We start from the raw sequence: 25,214 nt of genomic DNA on the forward strand, positions 1-25,214 counted from the left end.
CGTCATGGCCGCGGATGTCAGACGACGACCTCCATCGCCTCCTGTTCGCCGACGCCAAAGACACGCTTGTAACGCGCGATTTCATCCGCCGGGCCCATTGCCTTGTTGGGGTTGTCCGACAGTTTCACCGTCGGCTTGCCCTCGGCGCTGACCGCCTTGCAGACTAGGCTGAAGGGCGACAGGCGGTCGTCCTCGACAAGTCCCCGGAAATCATTTGTCAAAAGCGTCCCCCAGCCGAAAGAGACGCGGACACGCCCCGTAAATTGCTGGAAAAGTTCCAGGATCTTGGTCTCGTCCAGGCCGTCCGAGAAGATGATCAGCTTGCTGCGCGGATCCTCGCCCCGGCTTTTCCACCAGTCGATGGCGGCCTCTGCCCCCGCCGCCGGATCACCGCTGTCGATGCGGATGCCCGTCCAGCCCGCCAGCCAGTCCGGCGCGCGCTTCAGGAACCCCTCGGTGCCGTAGGTATCGGGCAGGATGATGCGCAGGTTGCCCTCGTGTTCCTCGTGCCAGTCGGCCAGCACGTCATAGGGCGCCCGCGCCAATTCGGCATCATCCCCGGCCAGGGCGGCATAGACCATCGGCAGCTCATGCGCATTGGTGCCGATGGCCTCGAGGTCGCGGTTCTTGGCAATCAGGCAGTTCGACGTCCCCACGAAACTGGGGCCCAGCCCTTCCAGCATGGCCTGCACGCACCAGTCCTGCCAGAGGAAGGAATGCCGGCGCCGGGTGCCGAAATCGGCGATCCGCAGATCCGGCACCTGCCGCAGGTGTTCGACCTTCTGCCAGAGCTTGGTCATCGCCCGCGCATAAAGCACCTGCAATTCGAACCGCCCCATATCATGCAGCACCGCGCGCCCGCGCAATTCCATCAGGACCGCCAGCGCCGGGATTTCCCACAGCATGACCTCGGGCCACTTGCCTTCGAATGTCAGCTCGTACTGATCGCCCACCCGTTCCAGGTGGTAGGGCGGCAGGCGCAGGTTCTCGAACCAGTCCATGAATTCTGGCGTGAACATCTGGCGCTTGCCGTAGAAGGTATTGCCGCGCATCCAGGTGCTTTCGCCGCGGGTAAGGCTGAGCGAGCGGATATGGTCCAGCTGTTCACGCAACTCGCCTTCGTCGATCAGTTCGGCCAGCGGCACATGCGTCGACCGGTTGATGAGCGAGAATGTCACTTCGGTGTCGCGCTTGTTGCGGAACACCGACTGGCACATCAGCAGCTTGTAGAAATCCGTGTCGATCAGGGAGCGGACGATCGGATCGATCTTCCACTTGTGGTTCCAGACCCGGGTAGCAATATCGACCATGCCCGTCCTCCGTCGCGTCAGCGGTCAGGTAAAGCGGAACCGGCGGCCTCACGCAAGCGTGACACCCGCCTCTTTCATCCCGTCCAGCGCCGCCTGCAGCGAGCCGTCAAGGTCGATCGCCCGGCACAGATCCTGCCGCACGGTCACGGCAAACCCCAGTTTCGCGGCGTCCACGGCCGAGAAGTTCACGCAGAAATCCGTCGCCAGACCGACCATTGTCAGCCTGTCGATGCCCCGCGTGCGCAGGTACCCTTCCAGCCCCGTGGGGGTCGTGTGGTCGTTCTCGAAAAAGGCCGAGTAGCTGTCGATCGCCGAGCGAAAGCCCTTGCGGATGACCAGCTCGGCGCGGTCCACCTCCAGCTCGGTGTGGAAATTGGCACCGGGCGACCCCTGGATGCAGTGATCGGGCCAGAGGACCTGCGGACCGTAGGGCATTTCGACCATGTCGAAGGGCGCCTTTCCCGCATGCGTCGAGGCAAAGGAGGAATGCCCCGCCGGGTGCCAGTCCTGCGTCAGCACCACGGCGTCGAACTCCGCCATCAGCGCGTTGATCGGCTGCACGATCTCGTCCCCGCGCTCTACCGCCAATGCCCCGCCGGGGCAGAAATCGTTCTGAACGTCGATCACGATCAGGGCGTGCATGGGCCATCTCCCGTTTGCGTCTTGGGGCAGCATAGGCAGCGCGTTCGGGAATTGCCATGCCGCGCCGGCACTGCTAGGCGTGGCGCCCTTCCGGACAGGAGATTCTGACATGGCACGGCTTGGCGTGGATTTCGGCACGTCCAACACGGGCGCCGCCGTCATGGCGGGCGGGCGCCCTTACGCGATCCCGCTGGAACCGGGCGAACAGACGCTGCCTACGGCGATCTTTGTCGATTTCGCCGAGCGCCAATACCTCTACGGCAGCCGCGCCGCCCGCGCCATGATGGACGGGGCAGAGGGCCGGTTCATGCGCGCGCTGAAAAGCATCCTGGGCACGCCGCTGGCGCGGGAACCGCGCCGCTTGCTGAACGAACGCCTGACCCTGATCGAAGTCATCGCCCGCTTCCTGTCCGAAATCCGTAGTCGGGCCGAGGCGCATACCGGCATGACCTTCGACACGGCCCTCTCCGGGCGCCCGGTGCATTTCCACTCGGCCTCGGCCGAACGCGACGCGCAGGCCCTGGCCGACCTGACAGAGGCCTATCACCTGGCCGGGTTCACCTCGGTCGATTTCCTGCCCGAGCCCGAGGCCGCCGCACGGGCGGTGGACGGCGCGGGCCGGATGCTGATCGTCGACATCGGTGGCGGGACATCGGATTTCACGCTTTGCGAGCGCGACGACGGACAGACCCGTGTTCTGGCCAGCGGCGGCATCCGGCTGGGCGGGACGGATTTCGACAAGGCGCTGAGCCTTGGCCATGTCATGCCCCTTCTGGGTTACGGGGCGCAGATCGGTGCCGAGCTGGGCGCCAAGACGCATACTGCACCGCGCGCACTGTTCCATGATCTTGCAAGCTGGGAAAAGATCCCCTTCGTCTATGACGCCGGGCTCTTGCGCGAGGTGCAGAAATGGATCCGCCTGGCCCCGGAACCGCGCTGTTTCGAAAGGCTGGCCGATGTTCTGGAATCCCACCTGGGCCATGACATCGCCTATGCGGTCGAGGCGGGAAAGATTGCAGCCAATGGCGCGGAGGCGGGCGAAATCGCATTGGGCGTGGTCGAACGCGGGCTTTCCGTATCGCTGAAGGCCGAGGCACTGACCGCGGCCCTGGCGGGCTACGGCGATGAGATCGCCATGTGTGCGCTGGACACGTTGCGCATGGCGGATTGCGCACCGGACAAGGTCGACCAGGTGGTCTATGTCGGTGGCTCCAGCCTTCTGGGCGCCGTCCGCAACGCCATGTCGCGCGCCCTGCCGAACGCAAAACCCGTCGACAGCGAGGTCTTTACCGCTGTTGTGCACGGGCTGGCCATTGCGGCAGAATAGCCGCTGGACGACCCTTCTCTGCCTGCGTATCGACATCCCATGTTCACCGTCTGCGCCCTTTATCACTTCACCCGCTTCGAAGATCCTGCCGCGCTGCGCGATCCGTTGATGGACCTCTGCCGTAGTCAGAAGATCACCGGCACGCTGCTGCTGGCCCACGAGGGAATCAACGGCACCGTGGCCGGGCCCGCCGCCGGGATCGAGGCGGTGCTGACGCATATCCGCGCCCTGCCCGGCTGCGCCGACCTGGAGTGGAAACTTTCCACCGCCACCGAGCGCCCCTTTGCCCGCATGAAGGTGCGGCTGAAGAAAGAGATCGTCACCATGGGCCAGCCCGACGTCGATCCGCGCGCCCGCGTCGGCCATTACATCGACCCCGCCGAGTGGAACGAACTGATCCGGTCGCCGGATGTGGCCGTGATCGACACGCGCAATGACTACGAGGTCGCCATCGGCACCTTCGAGGGCGCCGTGGACCCGCGGACCGACAGCTTTCGCGACTTTCCCGCCTGGTGGGAGGCCAACAAGGACCGCTTTCACAACAAGCGGATCGCCATGTTCTGTACCGGCGGCATCCGCTGCGAAAAGTCCACGAACTACCTGCTGAGCCAGGGCATCGAGGACGTCTATCACCTCAAGGGCGGCATCCTGAAATACCTCGAGGAAATCCCCGAAGAGGACAGCACATGGCAAGGCGCCTGTTTCGTCTTCGACGGTCGGGTCTCGGTCGAACACGGGCTGCGCGAAGGCCCGCATGACCTGTGCCACGCCTGCCGCCGCCCGATCTTGCCCACGGACCGCGCGCGCCCGGAATACGAACATGGCGTGTCCTGCCACCTCTGCATCGACGAAACCTCGGACGAGGACAAGGCCCGCTTTCGCGAACGGCAGAAACAGATCGCCCTGGCAACGGCGCGCGGTGAACGGCACCTGCACGCGGACATCACCGACGAGGATTGACCGGGCTGGGAACTCCCCCGACCGCCTGATAGCCTCCCCGCGACGGGGAGGACAAAGATGACAGATCCGATTTCCAGCCATGTGCTTAGCGATGGCGACACGCAGGTCACGGTGCTTTCGCTGGGCTGCGCGGTGCAGGATTGGCAGGTGGCCGGGCGCCGCGTCGTGCTGGGCTATGACGATCCCGAGGCTTACCGCGAAAATCCGGGGTCAATGGGGCTGGTTGTGGGCCGGGTCGCGAACCGCACGGCAGAGGGCCGCTTTGCCCTCGACGACGAAACCTGGCAGCTGGACCTGGGCAACGGTCCGCACCACCTGCACGGCGGGCCGATGGGCCTGGGCAAGCGGAACTGGAAAATGGAGCCGGAAGGACCGCGCGCGGTGCGCCTGAGCCTGCATTCGCCGCACCTTGACCAGGGCTATCCCGGGGCCGTCGATTTCGAGGTCCGCCTGTCGCTGGAGGGCGCGGCCCTGACCTGGGACATGACGGCCAAGCCCGACCGGGTGACCCCGGTGAACCTGGCCCAGCATCTCTATTTCAACCTGATGGGGTCGGGGACGGTGCGCGACCATGCCCTGCGACTTGCGGCCTCGGCCTATACCCCGACCGGCCCCGACCTGATCCCCACCGGAGAGCAACCGGCCGTCGATGGCACGCGTTTTGACTACCGACAGTCAAGGCGGATCGACGAGGCCGATCCGGACGGCGAGGGCTATGACCTGAACTTTGCCCTGGACGGAACGGACGGACCAGCCGCGGAACTGACGTCTCCGGACGGGATGAGCCTGCGGCTCTGGACGGATCAACCGGGGCTGCAAGTCTACACCTGCGGCTTCCTCAAACCCCATGCCTCGCCCTGGCCGGGGGTGGAACATGGGAATTTCGCCGGCATCTGCCTGGAGGCTCAGGCGTTTCCGAATGCGCTCAACACGCCGGGATTCGGGTCGATCCTGGTGTCACCGGACAAGCCTTATCGACAAGTGACACGGATCGAGATCGCCCGAGGCTGACGCCCGGACACAGGATCAACTGCCCGACGGAACCCCCGGTCGCCCTTTTGTCCACTAGACCTGCGGCTTGGACAGGATGGAATGGCGGCCGGGCTCGGCTTGCGGCCAACCGAGTCCGGCCGCCAACGCCTGCACCTTCCCTTCGACCGGCCCTCGTCCCGCCAGCCGTGAACACGCCACTGTTTCACTGCCCCAAATCGCATTAACCTTAACCGCGTTAACCTTAATGCTGGCTAAAAATATCCACGCACGAGGCTCCCGGCGAGCAGCGCCCAACCGTCCGCCAGGACGAAGAAGGCCAGCTTGAACGGCAAAGACACGATCGCCGGCGGCACCATCATCATCCCCATCGACATCAGCACGGCGGCAACGACAAGGTCGATGATCAGGAACGGCAGGAAGATCAGGAACCCCACCTGAAAGGCCCGCGCCACCTCGGACAGCATGAAACTGGGCACCAGCACCGATAGCGGCGCGTGCGGCGACAGGGTGGTCTCGACCGCATCCGGACGCAGGTCGGCCATTGCGCGATAGGTGTCCGGATCAACGCGGCCTGCCATGAAATCGCGAAAGGGTTCGATTGCCAGAACCGCGGCTTCCTCAACCTCGATCTGTTCCTCCAGCAAGGGCTGGACGCCCGTTTCCCAGGCCTCGTTGAAGACCGGCTCCATCACGAAGTAGGTCAGGAACAGTGCCAGGCTGACGATCAGCATGTTGGGCGGCGACTGTTGCAGGCCCACGGCCTGGCGCAGGATCGCCAACACCGTCACCATGAAGGGAAAGCAGGTCACCATGATGGCAAGGCCCGGCGCCAGGCTCAGCAGGGTGATCAGCGCGATCAACTGGATCGAGGTCGCCGTGACCGACCCGCCATCGCCCATGTCGATGGCAATGGACTGAGCGCCGGCCATGCCCGGCAACAGCAGGCAAAGCGCCAGCACCGGCAGAAGGATACGCATCGCTCAGGCCGGCGACTGCAGGTCGACCACCTCGGTGATGCGGACCGCCAACTGGCCGGACCCATCGCCATCGACAACCTCAAGCACACCGATGGCGATCAGCTTTTCCCCGACATAGAGCTCGACCGGATCGTCGAGCTGCTTGTCCAGCGTCAGCACGGAACCCTCGTTCAGTTGCAGCAGTTCACGCACCAGCGGGCGGGCGCGGCCCACGGAAACCGTGATCTCGATCGGGACCGAGGTAAAGGGCGTGCCCTGATCGCTTCGGGCGGCGGTCTGCGCGCTATCCATGTTTCATCTTCCTCTGGTTGTCATGTGCAAAACCCGCGACGGCCTCGGCCAGCGAAGCGGCAAGGTCGCTCAGGTCGATCTGGCGTTCGGTTGCGCCAAAACGGATGTCGGCCTGTTCCTCGGCCAGCGAATCGTCCGGGGTCAGGCGGATGGGAAATCCGAAGTCCTGTTCGAGCAGCGGCTCGACCGCCTCGACCCGATCGGGGTGTACCGCGATCACGACGTCCATCCGTCCGATCTCGAGGCTCATGGCCTGGAGTTGCTGGACGATGTGATGACCCAGTGTTTGCCGGGCCATTTCCGGCAAGAGCGAGCGGACCATCTCGTCCAGCAGCGGCGTCACCGCGTTCATCACCTGGGTATAGGCCTCGTGATAGGTGAAACTCAGGTCCTGGAGATGCTGACCGAAGGCACTGGAAATCCGCGTGCGGTCGTCGGACTGGGCCTTGACCGCATCGTCCCAGCCCGCGCGATACCCTTTCTCGAAGGCCTCGAGTTTCTGCCCCTCGATCTCGGCCTCGGTGATCCGCGGTTCGGAGGGTTCCGGCTGCGTGGCGAGACCCGCCGCCTTTGCCTTGGCGCCAAAGTCCTCGAGCAACTCCGCAAGCGCGCTCATGTCGCGTCTTCCTTGTCTTCCTCAAGCCAGCTGCGCAGGATCTCGACGGTTTCGGTCTTGCGTGCCTCGATCAGGTTGCGCAGGCGTTCGACGGGATCCTCTTCTGCCGGGGCATCGAAATCGACCATGCCCATGCCACCGAAATCCGGGCCGTCCGCCAGTACGGGCAGGTTGTCGAAACCGCCGTCGGGTTCGATCTCGCCTTCCAGCGCCTCACCTTCGGCCGGCAGGCCCGGCGCGGGCAGCGCACCGGCGCTGGCCGTGACCGTCTCGCCACCGCGCGACAGGATCGGGCGCAGGACAAAGAGCCCGAGGATCAGCGCCACCACGGCAAGAACCCCCATCTGGATGAGCCGCATCATGTCGAGAGACCCCGAGAACAGGCCCGGTTCCAGCGGGCCGGTGCCAAGGCCGTCGGGACGTTCGAACGGCATCGACCGCAGGGTGATCTGGTCGCCGCGCGTCTCGTCGAAACCCACGGCCGAAGCCACGAGGTCGCGCAGCGCCTCCAACTCGGTGTCAGGCAGGGGAACAAATGTCTGGGAGCCGTCGGCGGCCGGTTCAAAGCTGCCGTTGACCAGGACAGCGACGGTCAGCCGCTTGATCGCGCCGGGTTGGCGGGTGATCTCGCGCGTGGTCTCGGAAATCTCGTAGTTGATTCGCTCTCGCGTTTCGGACTTGGCGGTAGAGGACTGGTCCGGACCGCCACCCGCGCCGCCATCGGGCAGATTCGACGCCACGGTGACATCGCCACCCCCGCCCAGGTTTTCCGACTTGTCGGTGCGCTCCTCGGTGTCGGTCGAGACGATGACGCGCCCGTCGGGATCGAAGCTGTGCTGACGGATCAGTTCCAGCTCCGTCACCGTGTCGACGCTGACCTCGACCACCGCGTTGCCGGACCCGACCCGGGCCTCCATCAGGCGCTGGACGCGATCGCGCAGCAGGGCGGCCCGGTCATCCGCGGTCACGCCGCCGCCGGTCTTTTCCTCGGCCCCGATCAACCCGCCCTTGCCGTCGATCACGGCGACATTCTCGGGGATAAGCCCGGGAACGGCCGAGGCGACAAGGAATTTCAGCGCCCGTGCCTGCGCCGCGTTCAGAACCGCGCCGGTGGTGGTGACGGAAATCGAGGCCGTGGGCGTGACATCGCGCTGAAAGGGGTTCGCGCTGGAGTTCGCGATATGGACGCGGGCGCTTGCGATCTGGGGATTTGAGACGATCGTGCGCGCCAGCTCGCCTTCCTTCGCGCGCCAGTAGGCGGCGTCGAACATCTGGCTGGTGGTGCCGAAACCGGACAGACCGTCGAGCAGTTCGTACCCCTGGCCGCTGTTGGCTGGCAGACCCTCGCTGGCAAGGGTGAGCCGCAGCGCGTCGCGCTCTGCCTCGGGGACGAAAATCGCTCCGGCACGCACGTCATACTGAACTCCGCGGGCCTCCAGCGCCTTGACCACGTCACCGGCGGCATCGTTTTCCAACCCCGCATAGAGCAGTGCCATGTTGGGGGCCGACGCCAGACGCGTCAGACCGAGAACCGCCAGCATCACCACCACCGTGGCGCCAATGACGATCATGCGTTGACGCCCGGCAAGGGCATTCCAGCTCGACAGTACCTGATTCAAGACCGACCTCCGCTCCAAACATTCTGTTCGGTTGTGCCGAGGTTCGCCTATTCGCCTTAACAATCAGTTAGCCCCTTTTCGTTACAACGAGCCCATCGCCGACGAAGAGGTAAAGAATGTCTGACGCCACCGTTGATGAAGACGAGATTGCCGGCAAGAAGCCGTCAAAGCTGCCGCTGATCATTGGCCTGGTGCTGGCGCTTGTTGGCGGCGGCGGCGGGTTCTACGCGGTGCAGTCGGGGCTCTTTGGCCTTGGTGGTGGCAAGGCGGCGGACAGCCACGCCCCGGCGGATCACGGCGAACCGCATGTGGCGACAAAGGCCCTGCCCGACGTCACATTCGTCGAGGTGCCACCGGTGCTGATCTCGCTGGGGCCGAACGCCCAGGCGACCCACCTGCGCTTTCGCGCCAGCCTTGAGGTGCCGTCGGAATACAAGAGCGAGGTCGAGAAGATCCTGCCGCGCATCCAGGACGTGCTCAACAGTTACCTGCGCGCGCTCGAAGCGCAGGACATCGAGGCGCAGGGCGCCCTGGTGCGGCTGCGTGGCCAGATGCTGCGCCGAATCAAGCTGGTGGCCGGCGAAGGCCGTGTGCGCGACCTCCTCGTGCTTGAATTTGTCCTGAATTGAGGGAGATGGGAATGGAAGCGATTGCAGATATCCTGCTGGTGGCGGGCGCCCTTGGCGCCGGTTTCTACTGTTTTATCCTGGCGCGGCGACTGTCGCGCTTTACCGACCTGGAAAACGGTGTCGGTGGCGCCGTCGCGGTGCTGTCGGCGCAGGTCGACGACCTGACCAGGACCCTGGGCAGCGCCCAGAAAAGCGCAGGCGAATCGAACAAGTCGCTGGGCGAGCTGACCGACAGGGCCGAAGACGTGGCCCGCAGGCTGGAACTGCTGGTGGCCTCGATGCACGACCTGCCGCAGAACAGCGCGCCGCCACAGCAGGACGCGAAAGATCCGGTTTTCCTGCGCCACTCGCGCAACTGAGCGTCCGCATCGCCACGCAACACGAGGGTTGAACATGGCCAAAGCCAAGGTTTCCGCGCGCACCGGCGCCGCAAAATCCGCGCGCAAGGCGCCCAAGCGCAAGCCGCGCGGCGCCCTCGCGGCGATCTGCGCCCTGCTGGTGACATCCGGCCTGTTGCGGCTGGCCGTGGGCGCCAGCGAGGCGATTGCCCGCGAAGGCGACACCGCCCCGAAACCCCAGCTCGAGGCGGCCCTCGCGGCGGATGCGGCCAAGGCCCGACCGGCTGCCGGCCAACCCGCGCCGCGCGTGGTGGCAGAGGCCGACATCAAACCCCTGCTGGAGGCGCTCGACGCCCGCGAGGCCCGCCTGCGCAAGCGCGAATCGGCCATCGACGTGCGCATGCAGGCGCTGGCCGTCGCCGAAGAGGAAATCGAGCGCAAGATGCAGGCACTGGCCGAGGCCGAGGCCAGCCTGAAGCAGACCCTCGCCCTTGCACGGACCGCCGCCTCGGACGATGTCGACAAGCTGACCGACGTCTACGCCAACATGAAACCCAAGCAGGCCGCCGCCCTGTTCGAAGAGATGGACCCCCAGTTTGCCGCTGGTTTCCTTGGCCGGATGCGCCCGGATGCCGCCGCCGCGATCATGGCCGGGATGACCCCGCAATCCGCTTATCTGGTCAGCGTGATCTTGGCCGGGCGCAACGCGGATGTTCCCAAGGAGTGACCCCTCTCACCGCTTGGTGTGCCACGTGGGGCGCAGTTGCACGGCAACGTGACGCCCGTGTGGCTGTCACGGGATTGCTTTTCAGACCGTCTTGGGCCACATAAATTGCCGCACTCGGGATAAAATCGCAGAGGCTGCCATGTTGAACCGCCGTACCTTCCTTGCCGCCTCGGCCACCGCCGCGGCATTCCCCATGCCCGCGCTCGCCTATTCGGTGGACACGAAATTCAAGCCGCAGGTCGTCTCGATCAAGCCGGACCTGAGCCCGGGCCAGATCCTCATCCTGTCCAAGGCGCATTTCCTCTACCTGGTCGAGGCCCCGGGGCAGGCGCGCCGCTATGGCGTCGGGCTTGGCACCGCCGGGCAGGCGATTTCGGGCACCTACGATGTCGGCGGCAAGAAGAAGTGGCCAACCTGGCGTCCGACCGACGCGATGATCAAGCGCAACCCGAACGCCTACGAAAAGTTCATCGACAACGACTATGTCCAGCCCGGTGGTCCCGGCAACCCGCTGGGCGCGCGGGCGTTGTACCTGTATCGGAACGGGCGCTATACCTTCAACGCGATCCACGGCACGACGGCCCCGCGGTCGATCGGTCGGTCGGTGTCGAACGGCTGTGTCCGGATGATCAATGACCACGTGATCGACCTCTACGAACGCGTACAGCCCGGCGCCAAAGTCACCGTTCTGTGACGGGGGGGCGCGCGCAGGCATCCGGGCGCTTCGATCTGATCGTTCTTGGGGCCGGACCCGCCGGGTCCGCCGCCGCGATGAGCGCGATTCAGGCCGGGCTGCGCGTTGCGTTGGTCGACAAGGCGCGATTTCCCCGTAACAAGCTGTGCGGCGGTGGCCTGACCGGCCGCGCCATTTCGCGCTATCGCCAGACCTTCGGCGGAACACTGCCACCCGTTCCGCTGGAACGGCGCGACATGTTCACCTTTCATGCCTACGGTCAACCGCTCGGAGACAGCCGCGATGCTCCCCCCCTGCACCTGGGTATGCGCTATGAGCTGGACGCGGCGCTGGTCGAACAGGCACTTGCGGCAGGTGCGGTGGATTTCACAGGGCAGAGCGGCAGGTTGGACCCCGATGGCCCGGCACTGGACCTGCCCGGCGGCCGGATCGAGGCACCGCTGATGATCGCCGCCGACGGTGTCAACAGCCCGACAGCGCGGACACTCTTTGGCGCCGCCTTCGACCGGGCCCGGATCGGATTTGCCTTGGAGGTCGAGCATCCCGGCACCGACCCCGACCGCCCGCTGCGCATCGATTTCGGCGCCGCGGACTGGGGCTATGGCTGGCAGTTCCCGAAACCGCGGGGCACCACCGTGGGCCTCGGCGGCGTGATGTCCCGAAACGCCAACATGAAAGCCGGGCTCGCGCGCTACCTCGACCAGCTGGGCCTGCCGGACACATTGCCGGTCAAGGGACAGTTCCTGCCCTTCGGCGATTTCCGGGCCGTCCCCGGCAAGGGGCGCATCCTGCTGGCGGGCGATGCGGCGGGCCTTGTGGACCCGATCACCGGCGAGGGCATTGCCCATGCCCTGGACAGCGGCGCGCTTGCGGCCCGCGCCGCCTGCCGTGCTCTTGAAGACGCCGCGCCGGACAAGGCCCTGGCCGCCTATACAAACGATTTGCGCCCGATCCATCGCGGCTTGCGCCATGCCCGACTGTTGCGGAACCTGATGTTCCGGGAAACCCTTCGCCCCGCCTTCATCCGCAGTTTCCGCAGCTCTCGCACCCTGCGCGGCGAATACCTGCGCATGATGGCCGGAGAGACGGATTATGGCCCCCTGATGCAGAAAATGGCCGCGAGACTTCCGGGCTTTGCATGGCGGGCCGTCAGCGGCACATGAAGAATCTTAACGAATATCCCCCGCGCCACGAGTCGGGTCTTAAGGCTTTGTTAGGGTCTGACCACGTACCGTCCAAACAGATGGAGGGTGTAGTGGCTATTTTCTCTTTCCTTATAGGTTGCATGATCGGACTGGTCTGCGCGGTGGTCGGATGGCTCGGGTTCGACATGTCGGTGCTCGCCGCCTTCGGCCTTTATCTCAGCGTCAGTCTGCTGGTGGGCATGGCCCTGATCCTGACGTCCCTGCACGCTCTGGACCACGACTGCACAGAGGTCGACGCCTGACCGCTCAGCGGTCAACCCGTGCAATCAGCGCCTCGACCTTCGGCCCGACCGCCTCGACAATCCGCGCCACGCCTGCGCCATTGGGATGGATGCCGTCGGGCTGCATGTAACGGCCAAGGTCAGCCGGCATCTCGCCGTCCTGCATCAGACCTGCAAAGAAACTCTCCAGGTACAGCGCGTCATAGGCCTCGGCCAGCTCGGGATAGATCGCGTCGAACTGTGCCTTGTAGTCGGGACCGTAGTTCCCCGGCGCCGACATCCCGATCAACAAAACCTCCAACCCGCGCGCCTCGGCGACCTTCAGGATGCCCTCGATATTGGCGCGCGCCGCCGCCGGGTCGATGCCACGCAACAGGTCATTGCCGCCCAGCGCCACAATCATCGCCTGGATCTCGGGCGTGAGTGACCACTCCACCCGCGCCAGCCCGCCCGCCGTGGTATCCCCCGACACCCCGGCATTGACGATCCGCACCTCATGTCCACGTTCGGCCAGCCAGGCCCGCAACTGTGGCACGAACCCTTCCTGTTCGATCAGCCCGTAACCCTGGGTCAGGCTGTCGCCCAGTGCCAGGATATGCACACGCTCCGCCGCCGCGCCGGTCGCCAGCAACAGCAAGACCACCGCCAATGCCTTGTTGCGCAAGCCCAACAGCCCATATCTGACCCAGTGCAACATGTTCCGAGGCCCCCCGTGTCCAATGCCGTTCTCTCGCTCCAAGATGTCACCCTCAGCCTCAGGGGCAATGCCGGACTTGTGGAAATCCTGCATGGACTCTCGCTGGACGTGACGCGGGGCGAAACCCTGGGCCTTGTCGGGCCGTCCGGGTCGGGCAAATCCTCGTTGTTGATGATCATGGGCGGGCTGGAACGGGCCAGCACCGGGCAGGTGCACGCGCTGGGCCACGACCTGACCACGATGAGCGAGGATGCCCTGGCCCGGTTTCGCCGCGACCACATGGGTGTGGTGTTCCAGTCCTTCCACCTGATCCCGACCATGACCGCGCTGGAAAACGTCGCCACGCCGCTGGAGCTGGCAGGCGACCGGCGGGCGTTCGACCGCGCGCGGGAGATGCTGGACAAGGTCGGGCTGGCCGCGCGTGCCGATCATTACCCTGCCCAGATGTCGGGCGGCGAGCAGCAACGCGTCGCGCTGGCCCGCGCGCTGGCACCGGAACCGGACATCCTGCTGGCCGATGAGCCCACCGGCAACCTCGACGGGGCCAACGGCGCGGCCATCGTCGACCTGCTCTTCGGCCTGTCACGGGAACACGGCGCGACGCTGGTGCTGGTCACCCATGCGCCGGACCTCGCCGCGCGCTGCGACCGCGTGGTGCACCTGGACGACGGCCGCGTCGCCTCGACCGAGTTGAGGGCCGCGGAATGAGCCTTGCGACTTCGGCGCGCTTTGCCCGGCGCGAGCTGCGCGGGGGCCTGCGCGGATTCCGCATCTTCCTGGCCTGTCTAGCCCTGGGCGTGGCCGCCATTGCCGGCGTCGGCTCCGTGCGCTCGGCGATCCAGACCGGGCTGGAGGACCAGGGCGCCGTCCTGCTGGGCGGCGATGCCCTGGCCGAGTTCACCTACCGCTTTGCCACCGAGGACGAACGCACCTGGATGCAGGAGACCGCGACCGCGGTTTCGGAGGTGACGGATTTCCGCTCGATGGCCACGGTGACGCGCGACGGCACCACGGAACGCGGTCTGACACAGGTGAAATCCGTGGACGCCGCCTATCCCCTGCTGGGCGAGATGGTGCTGGAGCCGCCGATGCCGCTGGCCGAGGCGCTGGCGGATCACGGTGCCGTCATGGCCCCGATCCTCGCTGACCGCCTGGCGCTGCAACCCGGCGACACGTTCCGGCTGGGCACACGAGAGTTCACCCTGCGCGCCACCATCGCCGTCGAACCGGACGACGCCGGGGACGGGTTCGGCCTTGGCCCGCGCACAATCGTCCGAACCGCCGACCTGAAAGGCTCCGGCCTGCTTAGCGAAGGGTCCCTGTTCGAGACTGAATACCGGATGCTCCTGCCGCCGGGCACCGACCTCGACACCGCTCGCGCCGGGGCGTTGGAGCGGTTCGAGGACAAGGGCCTCAGCTGGCGTGACGCGCGCAACGGCGCCCCCGGGATCGCCCGTTTCGTCGAGAGGCTGGGCAGTTTCCTCGTCCTCGTCGGACTGTCCGGTCTTGCCGTCGGCGGCATCGGTGTGTCGGCGGCGGTGCGCGCCTATCTTGCGCGCAAGACCAGCGTGATCGCCACGCTGCGCACTTTGGGGGCCACCCGCAGCACCATCTTCCAGACCTATTTCATCCAGATCGGCATGCTCAGCCTTGTCGGCATCGCGCTGGGCCTGGTCCTGGGCGCGCTGGTGCCGATCCTCTTTGCCCCGCTCATCGCGGGCGCCTTGCCCGTCCCAACCGTCTTTACCCTTTACCCCGGCGCGCTGGGAGAGGCGGCGCTCTACGGGGTGCTGACTGCGCTGCTGTTCACGCTCTGGCCGCTGGCACGGGCCGAGGAGGTGCGCGCCGCGACCCTCTTTCGCGACGCGCTGGACAGCGCGCGCCTGCTGCCCGCCTGGCGGTACGTGCTGGCAACGCTGGTGCTGGTTGCCCTGCTGGTCGGCAGCGCGACGCTCTTTGCCGGGCGGCCCGGGCTGACGCTCTGGATCGCGGGCGGGATCGCCGGGGCGCTGCTGGTGTTGCTGGGCGCCGCCTGGGCGATCCGCTGGATGGCGCGCCTCGCCACGCCGGCGACGCGCGGCAGACCTGCATGGCGCTGGGCGCTGGGTGCCATCGGCGGACCACGCGAAAGCGCCGGGTCGGTCGTGCTGTCGCTGGGCCTGGGCCTGACGGTGCTGGCCTCCATCGGGCAGATCGACGGCAACCTGCAAAGCGCGATCCAGCGCGACCTGCCAGAGGTCGCGCCCTCGTATTTCTTTGTCGACATCCAGAAGGACCAGATGCCCGGCTACCTCGAGCGGCTGGAAAACGATCCCGCGGTCAGCCGCATCGACAGCGCGCCCATGCTGCGCGGCATCATCACCCGGATCAACGGCCAGCCGGCGACAGAGGTCGTGGGCGGACACTGGGTCCTGCGCGGCGACAGGGGCGTGACCTATTCCGAAACACCGGGCGCACGCACCACCGTCACCGCCGGAGAATGGTGGCCAGAGGGCTACAGCGGCCCGCCGCAGGTCAGCTTTGCCGCCGAAGAGGCCGAGGAAATGGGCCTGAAACTTGGCGACACGCTGACCGTCAACATCCTGGGCCGCGACATCACCGCCACCATCACCTCGTTCCGAGAGGTCGATTTCTCGACCGCCGGGATCGGCTTTGTCATGACGATGAACCCCGCCGCGCTCTCCGCCGCGCCGCATACCTTCATCTCGACCGTCTACGCCGAGGAAGCGGCAGAGGCGCAGATCCTGCGCGATCTCGCAGGGCAATACCCCAACATCACCGCCATCCGCGTCCGCGACGCCATCGACCGGGTCAGCGAACTGCTGGACGGGATCGGCCTGGCGGTGCGCTGGGGCGCGGCGGCAACGCTGCTGACCGGTTTCCTGGTGCTGATCGGCGCGGCGGCAGCGGGCCAGGGCGCGCGCACCTACGAGGCGGCGGTGCTCAAGACCCTCGGCGCCACCCGCGCCCGCATTCTGCAAAGCTTTGCCCTGCGGTCTGCCCTGCTGGGCGGGGCGGCCGGTGCCGTGGCGCTGGGCGCGGGCATCGCAGGGGCCTGGGCGGTCATGACCTTCGTGATGGAAACCGATTTCGCCGTGATCTGGCCCTCGGCCATCGGGATCGTCACCGGCGGGGTGCTGGCGACGCTGCTGGCCGGCCTGGGCTTTGCCTGGCGTCCGCTGGCGGCCCGGCCCGCGGGGGTGCTGCGCGCACGGGAATGACGATCCGGACAGGCTGTCACGTTGCATCCCGTGCCCCGGACTGGCACCACCGGGAGCAACCGAAACCATCGCCGGATCTGTCCCATGAGTGATTCCCTGCCGATGCCGGTCACGGCGCCGCTGACCTCCGCCCAGCGCACGCAGCTTTTCAACCTTGTCCGCCGCGCCGCCAAGGCCGAGATCATGCCGCGTTTCCGCAAGCTTGGCACCCATCAGATCGGCGAAAAGACCGGCCCGCAGGACCTGGTGACAGAGGCCGACACCAGCGCCGAGGCAATGATCACGCGGGGCCTGCAACGGTTCTTTCCCTCTGCCGTGATCGTCGGCGAAGAGGCGGCCTCGTCCAATCCCGACCTGGTGAAAAAGATCCCCGAGGCGGAACTCTGCTTTACCATCGACCCGGTGGACGGCACCTGGAACTTTGCCAAGGGCCTGCCGCTGTTCGGGGTCATGGTCTCTGTGCTGCGCTTTGGCCGCCCGGTCTTTGGCCTGCTCTACGATCCGGTGCTGAACGACATCGTCTGGGCCGATACAGAACATCCCGCCCAGATGCAGCTACCGCGCCGTGACAGCCGTTTCGTCAACACGGATCATGACCAGAACAAGCCACTGGACCAGCTCAACGGCTTCGTGCCGCTGTTCCTGATCCCCGAGGACAAGCGCGCCGAAGCCGCCGCAACCCTGCCGAAATTCGGGCGGGTCTGGTCGCTGCGCTGTGCGTGCCATGAATTCCGCACGCTGGCACAGGGTGAGGTCGACTTCGTGCTGTTCGCGAAACTCACCGCATGGGACCAGCCCGCGGGCGTCGTCGTGACGCGGCAGGCGGGCGGCCATGTCGCCATGCTGGACGGATCGGAATACGCCGGCGACACCAGCTCGGGCTACCTGCTGGCGGCCAGCGACAAGGCAACCTGGGACAAGGTGCGCGACGCCTTTGCCTTTCTGTTGGACGCCCCAGCGCCCGACCCTGCCCCGGCGCCCGAGAAAAACGCTTATCCGGGTGAATTGGCCGTCGACAGCGACGCCTGAGGCACGCCCTAGGCCCTGCCCTTGCAGCGGGCCGCGTAGTCGCGCAGCAAGGGCACGCGCCTGGGGCGAAAGCTGCGCCCGTTCAGGGCGGCGCTTTCGATCCCCGAGGCATGGAACAGGCGCCAGTCCTGCCGCAGGCAACACCAGACCAACACCATCAGGGTGCCATCCGAATAGCTGATCCCCAACGGCCAGACCTCGCGCTCGGTCACCTGGTCCTTGAGGTCGCGATAGCGCACGTCCAGCGCCAGTTCCTCCCAGCAGGCTTGCCGCAACATCGCCATGTCCACGGTAAAATCCACCGGCCTTGGCGGCGCGCGAAAGCTGCGCAGGGCCGTGTGCATGGCCTGCCGCGATTGCCCGTCGGCCAGCGTGGCGATGATCCGTGCAAGGGCGGATTGTCCCGCCGCCTCCAGCGCAGAGTCACCTGTCTGGCGCAGCTCTCCGACCGCAAGCACCAGCGCCTCGATCTCCAGCCGGGAAAAGCTCTGCGGCGGCAGGGCGGGATCCTCGGTCAGCCGATAGCCCACCCCGGCCTCACCATCGATCAGGGCGCCCCCCGCGCGCAACGTGGCAATGTCGCGGTACAGCTGGCGCCGCGAGACACCGGTTTCCTCGGCCAGCCGCGTGGCCGTGACCGGCGCAGGCAGGCGGCGCAGCGCGTCCATGAGGCGAAAGAGGCGATCGGTCCGGGCCATGCTGACAGCATCTGTCAGCAGGTGGGCGCTAAAGCAAGGCATTCCCGAGTAACAGGAGAGACCCATGCTCACGCTTTACCACGCCCCGCGCTCACGCTCGACCTCCATCATGGTGCTGATCGAGGAGATGGGGATTGCCGACCAGATCGAGGTCATCGAGGTCACTGTCGCCCGTGGCGATGGCAGCGGCGCCCCGGACGCAAAGAACCCCCACCCCGAAAAGAAGGTGCCCTACCTGACCGACGGCACCGACACTGTGCGCGAACGCGGCGCCATCATCGCCTACCTGACCGACAGGTTCCCCGAGTCGGGCTTTGGCCGTCCCGTCGGCCATCCGCAGCGCGGGGCCTTCCTCAGCTGGCTGTTCTTCTACCAGGGCGTGATGGAACCGCTGCTTGTCCTCGACTGGGCAAAGATCGACCATCCTATCGTGCAGGCGACCTTTCGCGACATGAAAACCGTCGTGACCCGCCTGGCCGAGGCACTCGACGGCCAGCCCTACCTGCTGGGGGACGACTATTCGGCGGTGGACCTGCTGCTGTCGAGCCCCTTCCAATGGCTGCCGGACGCCGCGCCGGACAACCCCGCCGTCAAGGCCTGGATCGACCGCTGTGCCGACCGTCCGACGATGAAGGCCATCGCGGAGCGCGAAAGCGCCGAGGTGCAGGCCTGACTCCACAAACGACAATGCCCTCGCAGCTCCCTGCGAGGGCATTTTCTCGTGCAGTGGCGCGATCAGCCTATTCCGCCGCTTCGGCGTAATCGCTCATCGGCGGGCAGGTGCAGATCAGGTGCCGGTCGCCATAGACGTTGTCCACCCGGTTCACCGGCGGCCAGTACTTGTCGACCCGGAAAGCGCCCGGCGGGAAACAGCCCTGCTCGCGGCTATAGGGACGGTCCCAGTCGCGCACGAGGTCCTCCATCGTGTGCGGTGCCAGTTTCAGCGGGTTCTGCTCGCGGTCCATGTCGCCGTTCTCGATGGCCCGGATTTCCTCGCGGATCGCCAGCATCGCATCGCAGAACCGGTCCAGCTCGGCCTTGGTCTCCGACTCCGTCGGCTCCACCATCAGCGTGCCCGCCACCGGCCAGCTCATCGTGGGCGCGTGGAAGCCAGCATCCATCAGCCGCTTGGCGATGTCCTCGACCGTCACACCCGCCGATTTCTCGAAAGGCCGCGTGTCCAGGATACATTCATGCGCCACCCAGCCGTTCGACCCACGGTAGAGCACGTCATAGGCGCCCTCCAGCCGCTTGGCGATGTAGTTGGCGTTCAGGATCGCCACCCGCGTCGCCTGCGTCAGCCCGCCGCCACCCATCATCAGGCAATAGGCCCAGCTGATCGGCAACAGCGAGGGAGAGCCGAACGACGCCGCGCTGACCGCGCCGCCCTCTGCCTCCTGCGGATTGCCGGGCAGATGCGGCACCAGGTGTTCCTTGACCCCGATCGGCCCCATGCCGGGGCCACCGCCGCCGTGCGGAATGCAGAATGTCTTGTGCAGGTTCAGGTGGCTGACATCCCCGCCCAGGTCACCGGGACGGCTCAGCCCCACCATCGCGTTCATGTTGGCGCCATCGATATAGACCTGCCCACCGTGTTCGTGGGTGATCGCGCAGACCTCCTTCACCGTCTCCTCGAACACGCCATGCGTGGACGGATAGGTGATCATGCAGGCCGCCAGCGCATCGGAATGCTTCTCGGCCTTGGCGCGGAAATCCGCCACGTCGATGGACCCCTGCGCGTCGCATTTCACCGCCACCACCTTCCAGCCGACCATCTGCGCCGAAGCCGGGTTGGTGCCATGCGCGTTGACCGGGATTAGGCAGACGTTGCGCTGCCCCTCGCCCCGGTCCATCTGCCAGCGCCGGATTGTCAGCAGGCCCGCGTATTCCCCCTGCGCGCCAGAATTGGGCTGCATGGAAATCGCGTCATAGCCGGTGATCTGGCACAGCTTGGCGTTCAGATTCTCGATCAGCTCGGCATAGCCCCGCGCCTGGTCCTTGGGCGCATAGGGGTGGATCATCGAGAACTCGCGCCAGCTGACCGGCATCATTTCCGCCGCCGAGTTCAGCTTCATCGTGCAGGACCCCAGTGGGATCATCGCCCGGTCCAGCGCCAGGTCACGGTCGGCGAGGCGGCGCATGTAGCGCATCATCTCTGTCTCGGCCCGGTTCATGTGGAACACGTCATGTTCCAGGTAGCTGGACTGCCGGATCAACCCATCGGGCAGGCGATAACCGGACTCCGCCGGATCGTCCTTCTTCACCAGCCCGAAGGCGCGCCAGACCGCCTCGATGGTCGAGGGCCGGGTGCGTTCGTCCAGCGTGATACCGACGCGGGTCTTGCCCACGCGCCGCAGGTTCAGCCCCTGCTGCACGGCGGCCTGCAGGACACCACGCTGCAACAGGCCCACGTCCACGGTGATCGTGTCAAAGAACTCCGACGGCTCCACCTTGAAGCCCGCCGCCTCCAACCCCTTGGCCAGGCGCACGGTCTTGCGGTGGATGCGCTGCGCGATGGCGCGCAGCCCCTTGGGCCCGTGGAACACCGCGTAGAACCCGGCCATGACCGCCAGCAGCGCCTGCGCGGTACAGACGTTCGACGTGGCCTTTTCGCGCCGGATATGCTGTTCGCGGGTCTGCAACGACAGCCGGTAGGCGCGGTTGCCGTGGCTGTCGATGGAAACACCGACAATCCGCCCGGGCATCGCGCGTTTCATCGCGTCCTTGCAGGCCATGTAGGCCGCGTGCGGCCCGCCATAGCCTACCGGCACGCCAAAGCGCTGGGTCGAGCCCACGGCGATATCCGCCCCCATCGCGCCCGGCTCCTTCAGCAGACACAGCGACAGCGGATCGGCACTGACGATGCCCACCGCGTTGGCACCGTGCAGCGCCTCCATCTCGGCGGTGAAATCGCGCAGGTGGCCGTAGGTGCCGGGATACTGGAAGATGGCGCCGAAGACTTTGTCGGCCTCCAGCGTCTCGGGCGCACCCACGATCACCTCGATCCCCAGCGGCTCGGCCCGGGTCTTCATCACCGCGATGTTCTGCGGGTGACAGTTCTCGTCGACGAAAAATGCGGTGGCCTTGGATTTCGCCACCCGCTGCGCCATCGTCATCGCCTCGGCGCAGGCGGTCGCCTCGTCCAGGAGCGAGGCATTGGCGATCTCCAGCCCGGTCAGGTCGCAGATCATGGTCTGGAAGTTCAGCAGCGCCTCCAGGCGGCCCTGGCTGATCTCGGGCTGGTAGGGCGTGTAGGCGGTGTACCAGGCCGGGTTCTCCAGGATGTTGCGCTGGATCGCCGGCGGCGTGACCGTGCCGTGATAGCCCTGCCCGATGAGCGAGGTCAGCACCTTGTTCTTCGACGCCACCTCGCGCATCCGGTAGATCAGCTCCCGCTCGGACAGCGGCTTGCCGAAATCCAGCGGCTTTTCCTGCCGGATTGCCTTCGGCACGGTTTCGTCCACCAGTTGATCCAGCCCCGAAACGCCCAGCACGTTGAACATGCTCGCCATTTCCTCGGGCGACGGGCCGATGTGGCGCCGGTTGGCGAAATCATAGGGAAGATAGTCGATGGGCTCGTAGGTCATTCCTGTGCCTTCCTTCTCAACGCTTCGGGTCCGCGACACGATCCAGCAATCGAAGCCGGACAGGCGCCCCTTCCGTCAAATCCAAACTGTCGAACGAAAAAACGCCGATATAACCGTCGCGCGCGAGATCACCCCCGCCCACATCCCTCTGCATCACCACGAGATCATGGTCGCGCAGGGCCTCCGCGTATTCCATGAAACGCTTTCCGTTCCGATCGATGCCTTCCATCGGGTCCGCGTATCCGGTCTCGCCAACACGCCAGGTATTGTGAATGACGGCCAGACGCTTGCCTTCCACCTCTGCGGTCCATCGTCCGCGCTCACCGGTTATCTTTACAAGCTTTCTCAACGGGGCACCGCTCCCGGGCTTCTTCTTGGTCCAAATACCCCGGGGGAGTCGACCGCAGGGAGACGGGGGCAGAGCCCCCTTTCCGCCGCCGATCACCGCTCCGCCGGAATGGGCGCAGGGCGGGGCATCACCCCGCCGCCACGATCAGGAAATGAAGTCCTTGTAGGCCTTCTCGTCCATCAGGTCGTCCAACGCCGACAGGTCCTCGACCTTCATCTTGAAGAACCAGGCCTCGCCCTCGGGGTCCTCGTTGATCTTGCCCGGTTCCTCGACGATGGGCTCGTTCACCTCGACGATCTCGCCGTCCAGCGGCGCCAGGATGTCAGAGGCGGCCTTGACCGATTCGATCACCACGACTTCCTCGTCCTTGGTGACCTCGCGGCCTTCCTCGGGCAGTTCGACAAAGACGATGTCGCCCAGTTGTTCCGCCGCGTGATTGGTGATGCCCACAACGACCAGGTCACCCTCGACCAGCAGCCATTCATGTTCCTCGGTGAATTTCATGTAAGTCTCCCTGTTTCACCGTTTGAACCCAGCCGGCACGAAAGGCAGCGCTGCCACCCGCACCGGAACCCGCTTGCCGCGCAGCTCGCCCCAGAGGGGTGTGCCCTCTGATGCGCTTGCCGCCGACACATGTCCCATGGCCACCGGCCCCTCGACCGAGGGGCCGAAGCCGCCCGAGGTCACGGCGCCGACCTCGGCCCCGCCCTCCTCGGCATCGTAGAGCACCACGCCCGCGCGCATCAGCGCCCGGCCCTCGGGGCGCAGGCCCACGCGCTTGCGCGCCGCGCCTTCGGCCATCTCGCGCTGCACCCGCTCCGCGCCCGGATAGCCGCCCGCGCGCGCGCCACCGGCGCGCCGGACCTTCTGGATCGCCCAGGTCAGCCCCGCCTCGACCGGCGAGGTTTCCGGGTCCAGGTCCTGCCCGTAGAGGCACAGGCCCGCTTCCAGCCGCAGGCTGTCCCGCGCGCCCAGCCCGATGGGTTCCACCCGGGCATCCGCCAGCAGCGATTTCACCAGATCCACGGCTGCCACATTGGGCACCGAGATCTCGAAGCCGTCCTCGCCGGTATAACCCGACCGCGAGACCCAGCATTCCGCGCCCGCGATGGGCAACGTCTCGACGTCCATGAAACGCATGTCGCGCACCGCGGGGCAATGCTCGGCCAGAACATCCTCGGCCTCGGGCCCCTGCAGCGCCACAAGCGCACGGTTTTCCAGCAGTTTCACGGTGATGCCATCGGGTTCCAGCGCCGCGCGCATCCGGGCCACGTCGGCCTCCTTGCAGGCCGCGTTGACCACCACGAACAGGTGATCGCCCCGGTTGGCGATCATCAGGTCGTCCTCGATCCCGCCCGCGTCATTGGTAAAGAAACCATAGCGCTGCCGCCCCTCGGCCAGCCCCGCCACGTCCACCGGCACCAGCCGTTCCAGCGCCTCTGCCACCTTCGGCCCGCGCAGGATCACCTGGCCCATGTGGCTGACGTCGAACAGCCCGGCCCGGCCCCGGGTGTGCAGGTGCTCTTTCAGCACGCCCAGCTTGTACTGTACCGGCATCTCGTAGCCGGCGAATCCCACCATTTTCGCGCCGCGCGCGTGGTGCAGCTCGTTCAGAACGGTTGTCTTCAGCTCGGTCGGCTCGTCCGTCATGCGCTCCCCTTTGCCCATGACGCACAGCGCGTCCGGGCAGTTCCGCCACGGACCAATTCCGCAGCCCCACTGCCCCCTCTGTCCTTCGGCCTGAGATCGTTATCCCTTCGGCGGACGCGCATCCGGCGCCTCTCTCCAGAGTCTTGCCTCTTCGCGGTCCATGCGGCCTGAGCGTTTCCGGGGCGGTTGCGCCTTCGGCACCGGCTCCGGGCCAAGGCCCTCCCCGGTTCTCCCGTCGAAGATGCGCAGACGCTAGTCCATCGTCCCGGCGTTGACAAGCCGCCCCGCGCGGCATCCATCGCCAGAGATGATGTTCATCAGCGCGGCGTTGTCACAGACCAGCGAATCGAGCGTGATCGGGTCCAGCGTCTCGTAAAAGGCATTGGCGGCCCGGGTCAGCGCGCTGCGCAGCCGGCAGGCATCGGTCAGCGGACAGGTGTTGTCCACGTCGGCGAAACATTCGGCCAGCGGCACCGGCTGTTCCAGCGCCCGGAAAATGTCGCCGATGACGATATCCTCGGCCGGCCGGCCCAGTTCCAGCCCGCCGTTGCGCCCCCGCTGGGTGTGCAGGAACCCCATCTGGGCCAGCTGGTTGATGACCTGCGCCAGGTGGTTTTCCGAGGCATTGCAGCGTTGGGCGATCTCGTGCTTGGTAACAAGCCGCCCCGGGTTCGCGGCGCAAAACATCAGCACGCGCATCGCGATATTGGTTCTTTTCGTTACCCGCATGCGGATCTCCAAAATACATTGATCAGACACCTATCTCGCACGCGGCGGGCCTTCGGGGTTTGACATGCGTCAAAACCGGCGAATATTTCGCACATGGAGCATGTATATTTCTTTGGCTACGGGTCGCTGGTGAACCGCACGACCCATGAACACACCCCCGCACACCGCGCCCGCCTGCACGGCTGGCGCCGGGCCTGGCGCGCAGTGCCCGAACGGGCGCTCTGTTATCTGACCGCCGTCCGCGATCCGGACGCCCATATCGACGGGCTGATCGCCCCGGTCCCCGGCGACAGCTGGGCAGAGCTCGACCGCCGCGAAGGCGCCTATGACCGCCATGACGCCACCCAAAGCCTGACCCATGACAGCGACGCGCGCGCCGTCGTCGTCTATGCGATCGACCCCGGCCGCCACAGCGATCCGGGTCCGGACAACCCGATCCTGCTCAGTTATCTCGATGTGGTGGTGGCGGGCTACCTGGCGGAATACGGCCCCGGCGGCCCGGCGCAGTTCTTCGACTCCACCCTGGGCTGGCAGGCGCCGATCCTCGATGACCGCGCCGCGCCCCGCTATGCCCGCGCCCGGCCCCTGACGGACGAGATCCGCACCCTGACCGACGCCGGCCTGGCCGCCCTGGGCAGCCGGATCATCGCCGCCGCCTGAGCCTCAGGCGAAAACCGCCTGGCTTCTTTGGTTTGAAAAATACCT

At 66.3% G+C, this 25,214-nt stretch carries 27 protein-coding genes and 1 riboswitch; of the genes, 14 read left to right on the forward strand and 13 right to left on the reverse strand.

Going from position 1 to position 25,214, the window contains the following annotated elements:
* Positions 1-17: 17 nt before the first annotated feature.
* Both pncB and pncA read right to left on the reverse strand, forming a co-directional pair.
* A complete protein-coding gene (pncB, locus tag G9Q80_RS26855; RefSeq protein WP_088715900.1) occupies positions 18-1,310 on the reverse strand; it encodes a nicotinate phosphoribosyltransferase in 1,293 nt (430 codons plus the stop codon).
* A gap of 48 nt (positions 1,311-1,358) precedes the next feature.
* Positions 1,359-1,952: a bifunctional nicotinamidase/pyrazinamidase gene (gene pncA / locus G9Q80_RS26860; RefSeq protein WP_168246602.1), complete on the reverse strand. Its 594-nt coding sequence runs from the start codon at positions 1,950-1,952 to the stop codon at positions 1,359-1,361.
* A 109-nt stretch (positions 1,953-2,061) separates the two neighbouring features.
* Between pncA and G9Q80_RS26865 the strand changes: the two genes are divergently transcribed.
* The 3 genes from G9Q80_RS26865 to G9Q80_RS26875 are packed head-to-tail and all read left to right on the forward strand — an operon-like array spanning position 2,062 to position 5,250.
* Complete coding sequence (locus G9Q80_RS26865) at positions 2,062-3,279, forward strand: Hsp70 family protein (protein WP_088715902.1); 1,218 nt, start codon at positions 2,062-2,064, stop codon at positions 3,277-3,279.
* Between the two features lie 39 nt (positions 3,280-3,318).
* Complete coding sequence (trhO, locus tag G9Q80_RS26870) at positions 3,319-4,239, forward strand: oxygen-dependent tRNA uridine(34) hydroxylase TrhO (RefSeq protein WP_088715903.1); 921 nt, start codon at positions 3,319-3,321, stop codon at positions 4,237-4,239.
* Between the two features lie 57 nt (positions 4,240-4,296).
* Positions 4,297-5,250 carry an aldose epimerase family protein gene (locus tag G9Q80_RS26875; RefSeq protein WP_088715904.1) on the forward strand — a complete coding sequence of 318 codons (954 nt, stop codon included), beginning with the start codon at positions 4,297-4,299 and terminating at the stop codon, positions 5,248-5,250.
* A 233-nt stretch (positions 5,251-5,483) separates the two neighbouring features.
* Here the strand turns inward: G9Q80_RS26875 and fliP are convergent, their stop codons facing one another.
* Genes fliP through fliF form a run of 4 tightly spaced genes read right to left on the reverse strand, consistent with a single transcriptional unit; the run spans position 5,484 to position 8,735 of the window.
* Positions 5,484-6,209 (reverse strand): flagellar type III secretion system pore protein FliP, encoded by a 726-nt coding sequence (fliP, locus tag G9Q80_RS26880; RefSeq protein WP_088715905.1) that lies wholly within the window; start codon positions 6,207-6,209, stop codon positions 5,484-5,486.
* A 3-nt stretch (positions 6,210-6,212) separates the two neighbouring features.
* Entirely contained in the window at positions 6,213-6,500 is a 288-nt protein-coding gene (locus G9Q80_RS26885; protein ID WP_043143049.1) for a FliM/FliN family flagellar motor switch protein, read from the reverse strand.
* Positions 6,493-7,116, reverse strand: a complete 624-nt coding sequence (locus tag G9Q80_RS26890; protein WP_088715906.1) for a FliH/SctL family protein — start codon at positions 7,114-7,116, stop codon at positions 6,493-6,495. Before G9Q80_RS26890 ends, G9Q80_RS26885 begins: the two co-directional genes overlap by 8 nt.
* Positions 7,113-8,735, reverse strand: coding sequence for a flagellar basal-body MS-ring/collar protein FliF (gene fliF, locus G9Q80_RS26895; RefSeq protein WP_088715907.1), 1,623 nt, complete (start codon positions 8,733-8,735; stop codon positions 7,113-7,115). Before fliF ends, G9Q80_RS26890 begins: the two co-directional genes overlap by 4 nt.
* 116 nt (positions 8,736-8,851) lie before the next feature.
* Here fliF and G9Q80_RS26900 point away from each other — a divergent pair, with 116 nt between their 5' ends.
* The 6 genes from G9Q80_RS26900 (at position 8,852) to G9Q80_RS26925 (ending at position 12,570) form a co-directional block, all read left to right on the forward strand.
* A complete protein-coding gene (locus G9Q80_RS26900) occupies positions 8,852-9,364 on the forward strand; it encodes a flagellar basal body-associated FliL family protein (protein WP_043143045.1) in 513 nt (170 codons plus the stop codon).
* An 11-nt stretch (positions 9,365-9,375) separates the two neighbouring features.
* Positions 9,376-9,723, forward strand: a complete 348-nt coding sequence (locus G9Q80_RS26905) for a hypothetical protein (RefSeq protein ID WP_043143043.1) — start codon at positions 9,376-9,378, stop codon at positions 9,721-9,723.
* A 34-nt stretch (positions 9,724-9,757) separates the two neighbouring features.
* Positions 9,758-10,429: a MotE family protein gene (locus tag G9Q80_RS26910; protein WP_088715908.1), complete on the forward strand. Its 672-nt coding sequence runs from the start codon at positions 9,758-9,760 to the stop codon at positions 10,427-10,429.
* A gap of 139 nt (positions 10,430-10,568) precedes the next feature.
* On the forward strand, positions 10,569-11,123 hold the full coding sequence (locus G9Q80_RS26915) for a L,D-transpeptidase (protein WP_172428576.1): 555 nt from the start codon (positions 10,569-10,571) through the stop codon (positions 11,121-11,123).
* Positions 11,120-12,286, forward strand: a complete 1,167-nt coding sequence (locus G9Q80_RS26920; protein WP_088715909.1) for a geranylgeranyl reductase family protein — start codon at positions 11,120-11,122, stop codon at positions 12,284-12,286. Before G9Q80_RS26915 ends, G9Q80_RS26920 begins: the two co-directional genes overlap by 4 nt.
* 122 nt (positions 12,287-12,408) lie before the next feature.
* Entirely contained in the window at positions 12,409-12,570 is a 162-nt protein-coding gene (locus G9Q80_RS26925) for a hypothetical protein (protein WP_157903857.1), read from the forward strand.
* A 4-nt stretch (positions 12,571-12,574) separates the two neighbouring features.
* On the opposite strand, the gene G9Q80_RS26930 is transcribed toward G9Q80_RS26925, so the two are convergent.
* A complete protein-coding gene (locus G9Q80_RS26930; RefSeq protein ID WP_074622474.1) occupies positions 12,575-13,246 on the reverse strand; it encodes an arylesterase in 672 nt (223 codons plus the stop codon).
* A 15-nt stretch (positions 13,247-13,261) separates the two neighbouring features.
* Here G9Q80_RS26930 and G9Q80_RS26935 point away from each other — a divergent pair, with 15 nt between their 5' ends.
* The 3 genes from G9Q80_RS26935 to G9Q80_RS26945 all read left to right on the forward strand — a co-directional run bounded on the left by G9Q80_RS26935 (position 13,262) and on the right by G9Q80_RS26945 (position 17,496).
* The gene (locus tag G9Q80_RS26935; protein WP_088715911.1) at positions 13,262-13,954 is read left to right on the forward strand and encodes an ABC transporter ATP-binding protein; all 693 of its coding nucleotides are present in this window, start codon (positions 13,262-13,264) and stop codon (positions 13,952-13,954) included.
* Positions 13,951-16,467: an ABC transporter permease gene (locus G9Q80_RS26940; protein WP_088715912.1), complete on the forward strand. Its 2,517-nt coding sequence runs from the start codon at positions 13,951-13,953 to the stop codon at positions 16,465-16,467. The genes G9Q80_RS26935 and G9Q80_RS26940 overlap by 4 nt, the downstream gene beginning before the upstream one ends.
* 84 nt (positions 16,468-16,551) lie before the next feature.
* Positions 16,552-17,496, forward strand: a complete 945-nt coding sequence (locus tag G9Q80_RS26945; protein ID WP_069211221.1) for an inositol monophosphatase family protein — start codon at positions 16,552-16,554, stop codon at positions 17,494-17,496.
* Positions 17,497-17,504: 8 nt separating this feature from the next.
* On the opposite strand, the gene G9Q80_RS26950 is transcribed toward G9Q80_RS26945, so the two are convergent.
* Positions 17,505-18,194 (reverse strand): helix-turn-helix transcriptional regulator, encoded by a 690-nt coding sequence (locus tag G9Q80_RS26950; RefSeq protein WP_088715913.1) that lies wholly within the window; start codon positions 18,192-18,194, stop codon positions 17,505-17,507.
* 64 nt (positions 18,195-18,258) lie between these two features.
* On the opposite strand from G9Q80_RS26950, the gene G9Q80_RS26955 reads away from it, so the two are divergent.
* Positions 18,259-18,867: a glutathione S-transferase family protein gene (locus G9Q80_RS26955; protein WP_088715914.1), complete on the forward strand. Its 609-nt coding sequence runs from the start codon at positions 18,259-18,261 to the stop codon at positions 18,865-18,867.
* Between the two features lie 67 nt (positions 18,868-18,934).
* On the opposite strand, the gene gcvP is transcribed toward G9Q80_RS26955, so the two are convergent.
* From gcvP to G9Q80_RS26980, 5 genes are all read right to left on the reverse strand, one after another.
* Positions 18,935-21,781 (reverse strand): aminomethyl-transferring glycine dehydrogenase, encoded by a 2,847-nt coding sequence (gcvP, locus tag G9Q80_RS26960; protein ID WP_088715915.1) that lies wholly within the window; start codon positions 21,779-21,781, stop codon positions 18,935-18,937.
* A gap of 16 nt (positions 21,782-21,797) precedes the next feature.
* Positions 21,798-22,130, reverse strand: a complete 333-nt coding sequence (locus G9Q80_RS26965; RefSeq protein ID WP_133066168.1) for a hypothetical protein — start codon at positions 22,128-22,130, stop codon at positions 21,798-21,800.
* Between the two features lie 144 nt (positions 22,131-22,274).
* Positions 22,275-22,634 carry a glycine cleavage system protein GcvH gene (gene gcvH, locus G9Q80_RS26970; protein WP_043143024.1) on the reverse strand — a complete coding sequence of 120 codons (360 nt, stop codon included), beginning with the start codon at positions 22,632-22,634 and terminating at the stop codon, positions 22,275-22,277.
* Positions 22,635-22,649: 15 nt separating this feature from the next.
* Positions 22,650-23,780, reverse strand: coding sequence for a glycine cleavage system aminomethyltransferase GcvT (gene gcvT / locus G9Q80_RS26975; RefSeq protein ID WP_088715916.1), 1,131 nt, complete (start codon positions 23,778-23,780; stop codon positions 22,650-22,652).
* A 68-nt stretch (positions 23,781-23,848) separates the two neighbouring features.
* Positions 23,849-23,929, reverse strand: a riboswitch (glycine riboswitch).
* Between the two features lie 103 nt (positions 23,930-24,032).
* On the reverse strand, positions 24,033-24,509 hold the full coding sequence (locus G9Q80_RS26980; RefSeq protein ID WP_052244537.1) for an RrF2 family transcriptional regulator: 477 nt from the start codon (positions 24,507-24,509) through the stop codon (positions 24,033-24,035).
* 93 nt (positions 24,510-24,602) lie between these two features.
* Here G9Q80_RS26980 and G9Q80_RS26985 point away from each other — a divergent pair, with 93 nt between their 5' ends.
* A complete protein-coding gene (locus G9Q80_RS26985; protein WP_088670059.1) occupies positions 24,603-25,169 on the forward strand; it encodes a gamma-glutamylcyclotransferase in 567 nt (188 codons plus the stop codon).
* Positions 25,170-25,214 lie beyond the last annotated feature (45 nt).

It is taken from the genome of Mameliella sp. LZ-28 (assembly GCF_012274245.1).
Classification (GTDB): domain Bacteria; phylum Pseudomonadota; class Alphaproteobacteria; order Rhodobacterales; family Rhodobacteraceae; genus Antarctobacter; species Antarctobacter albus.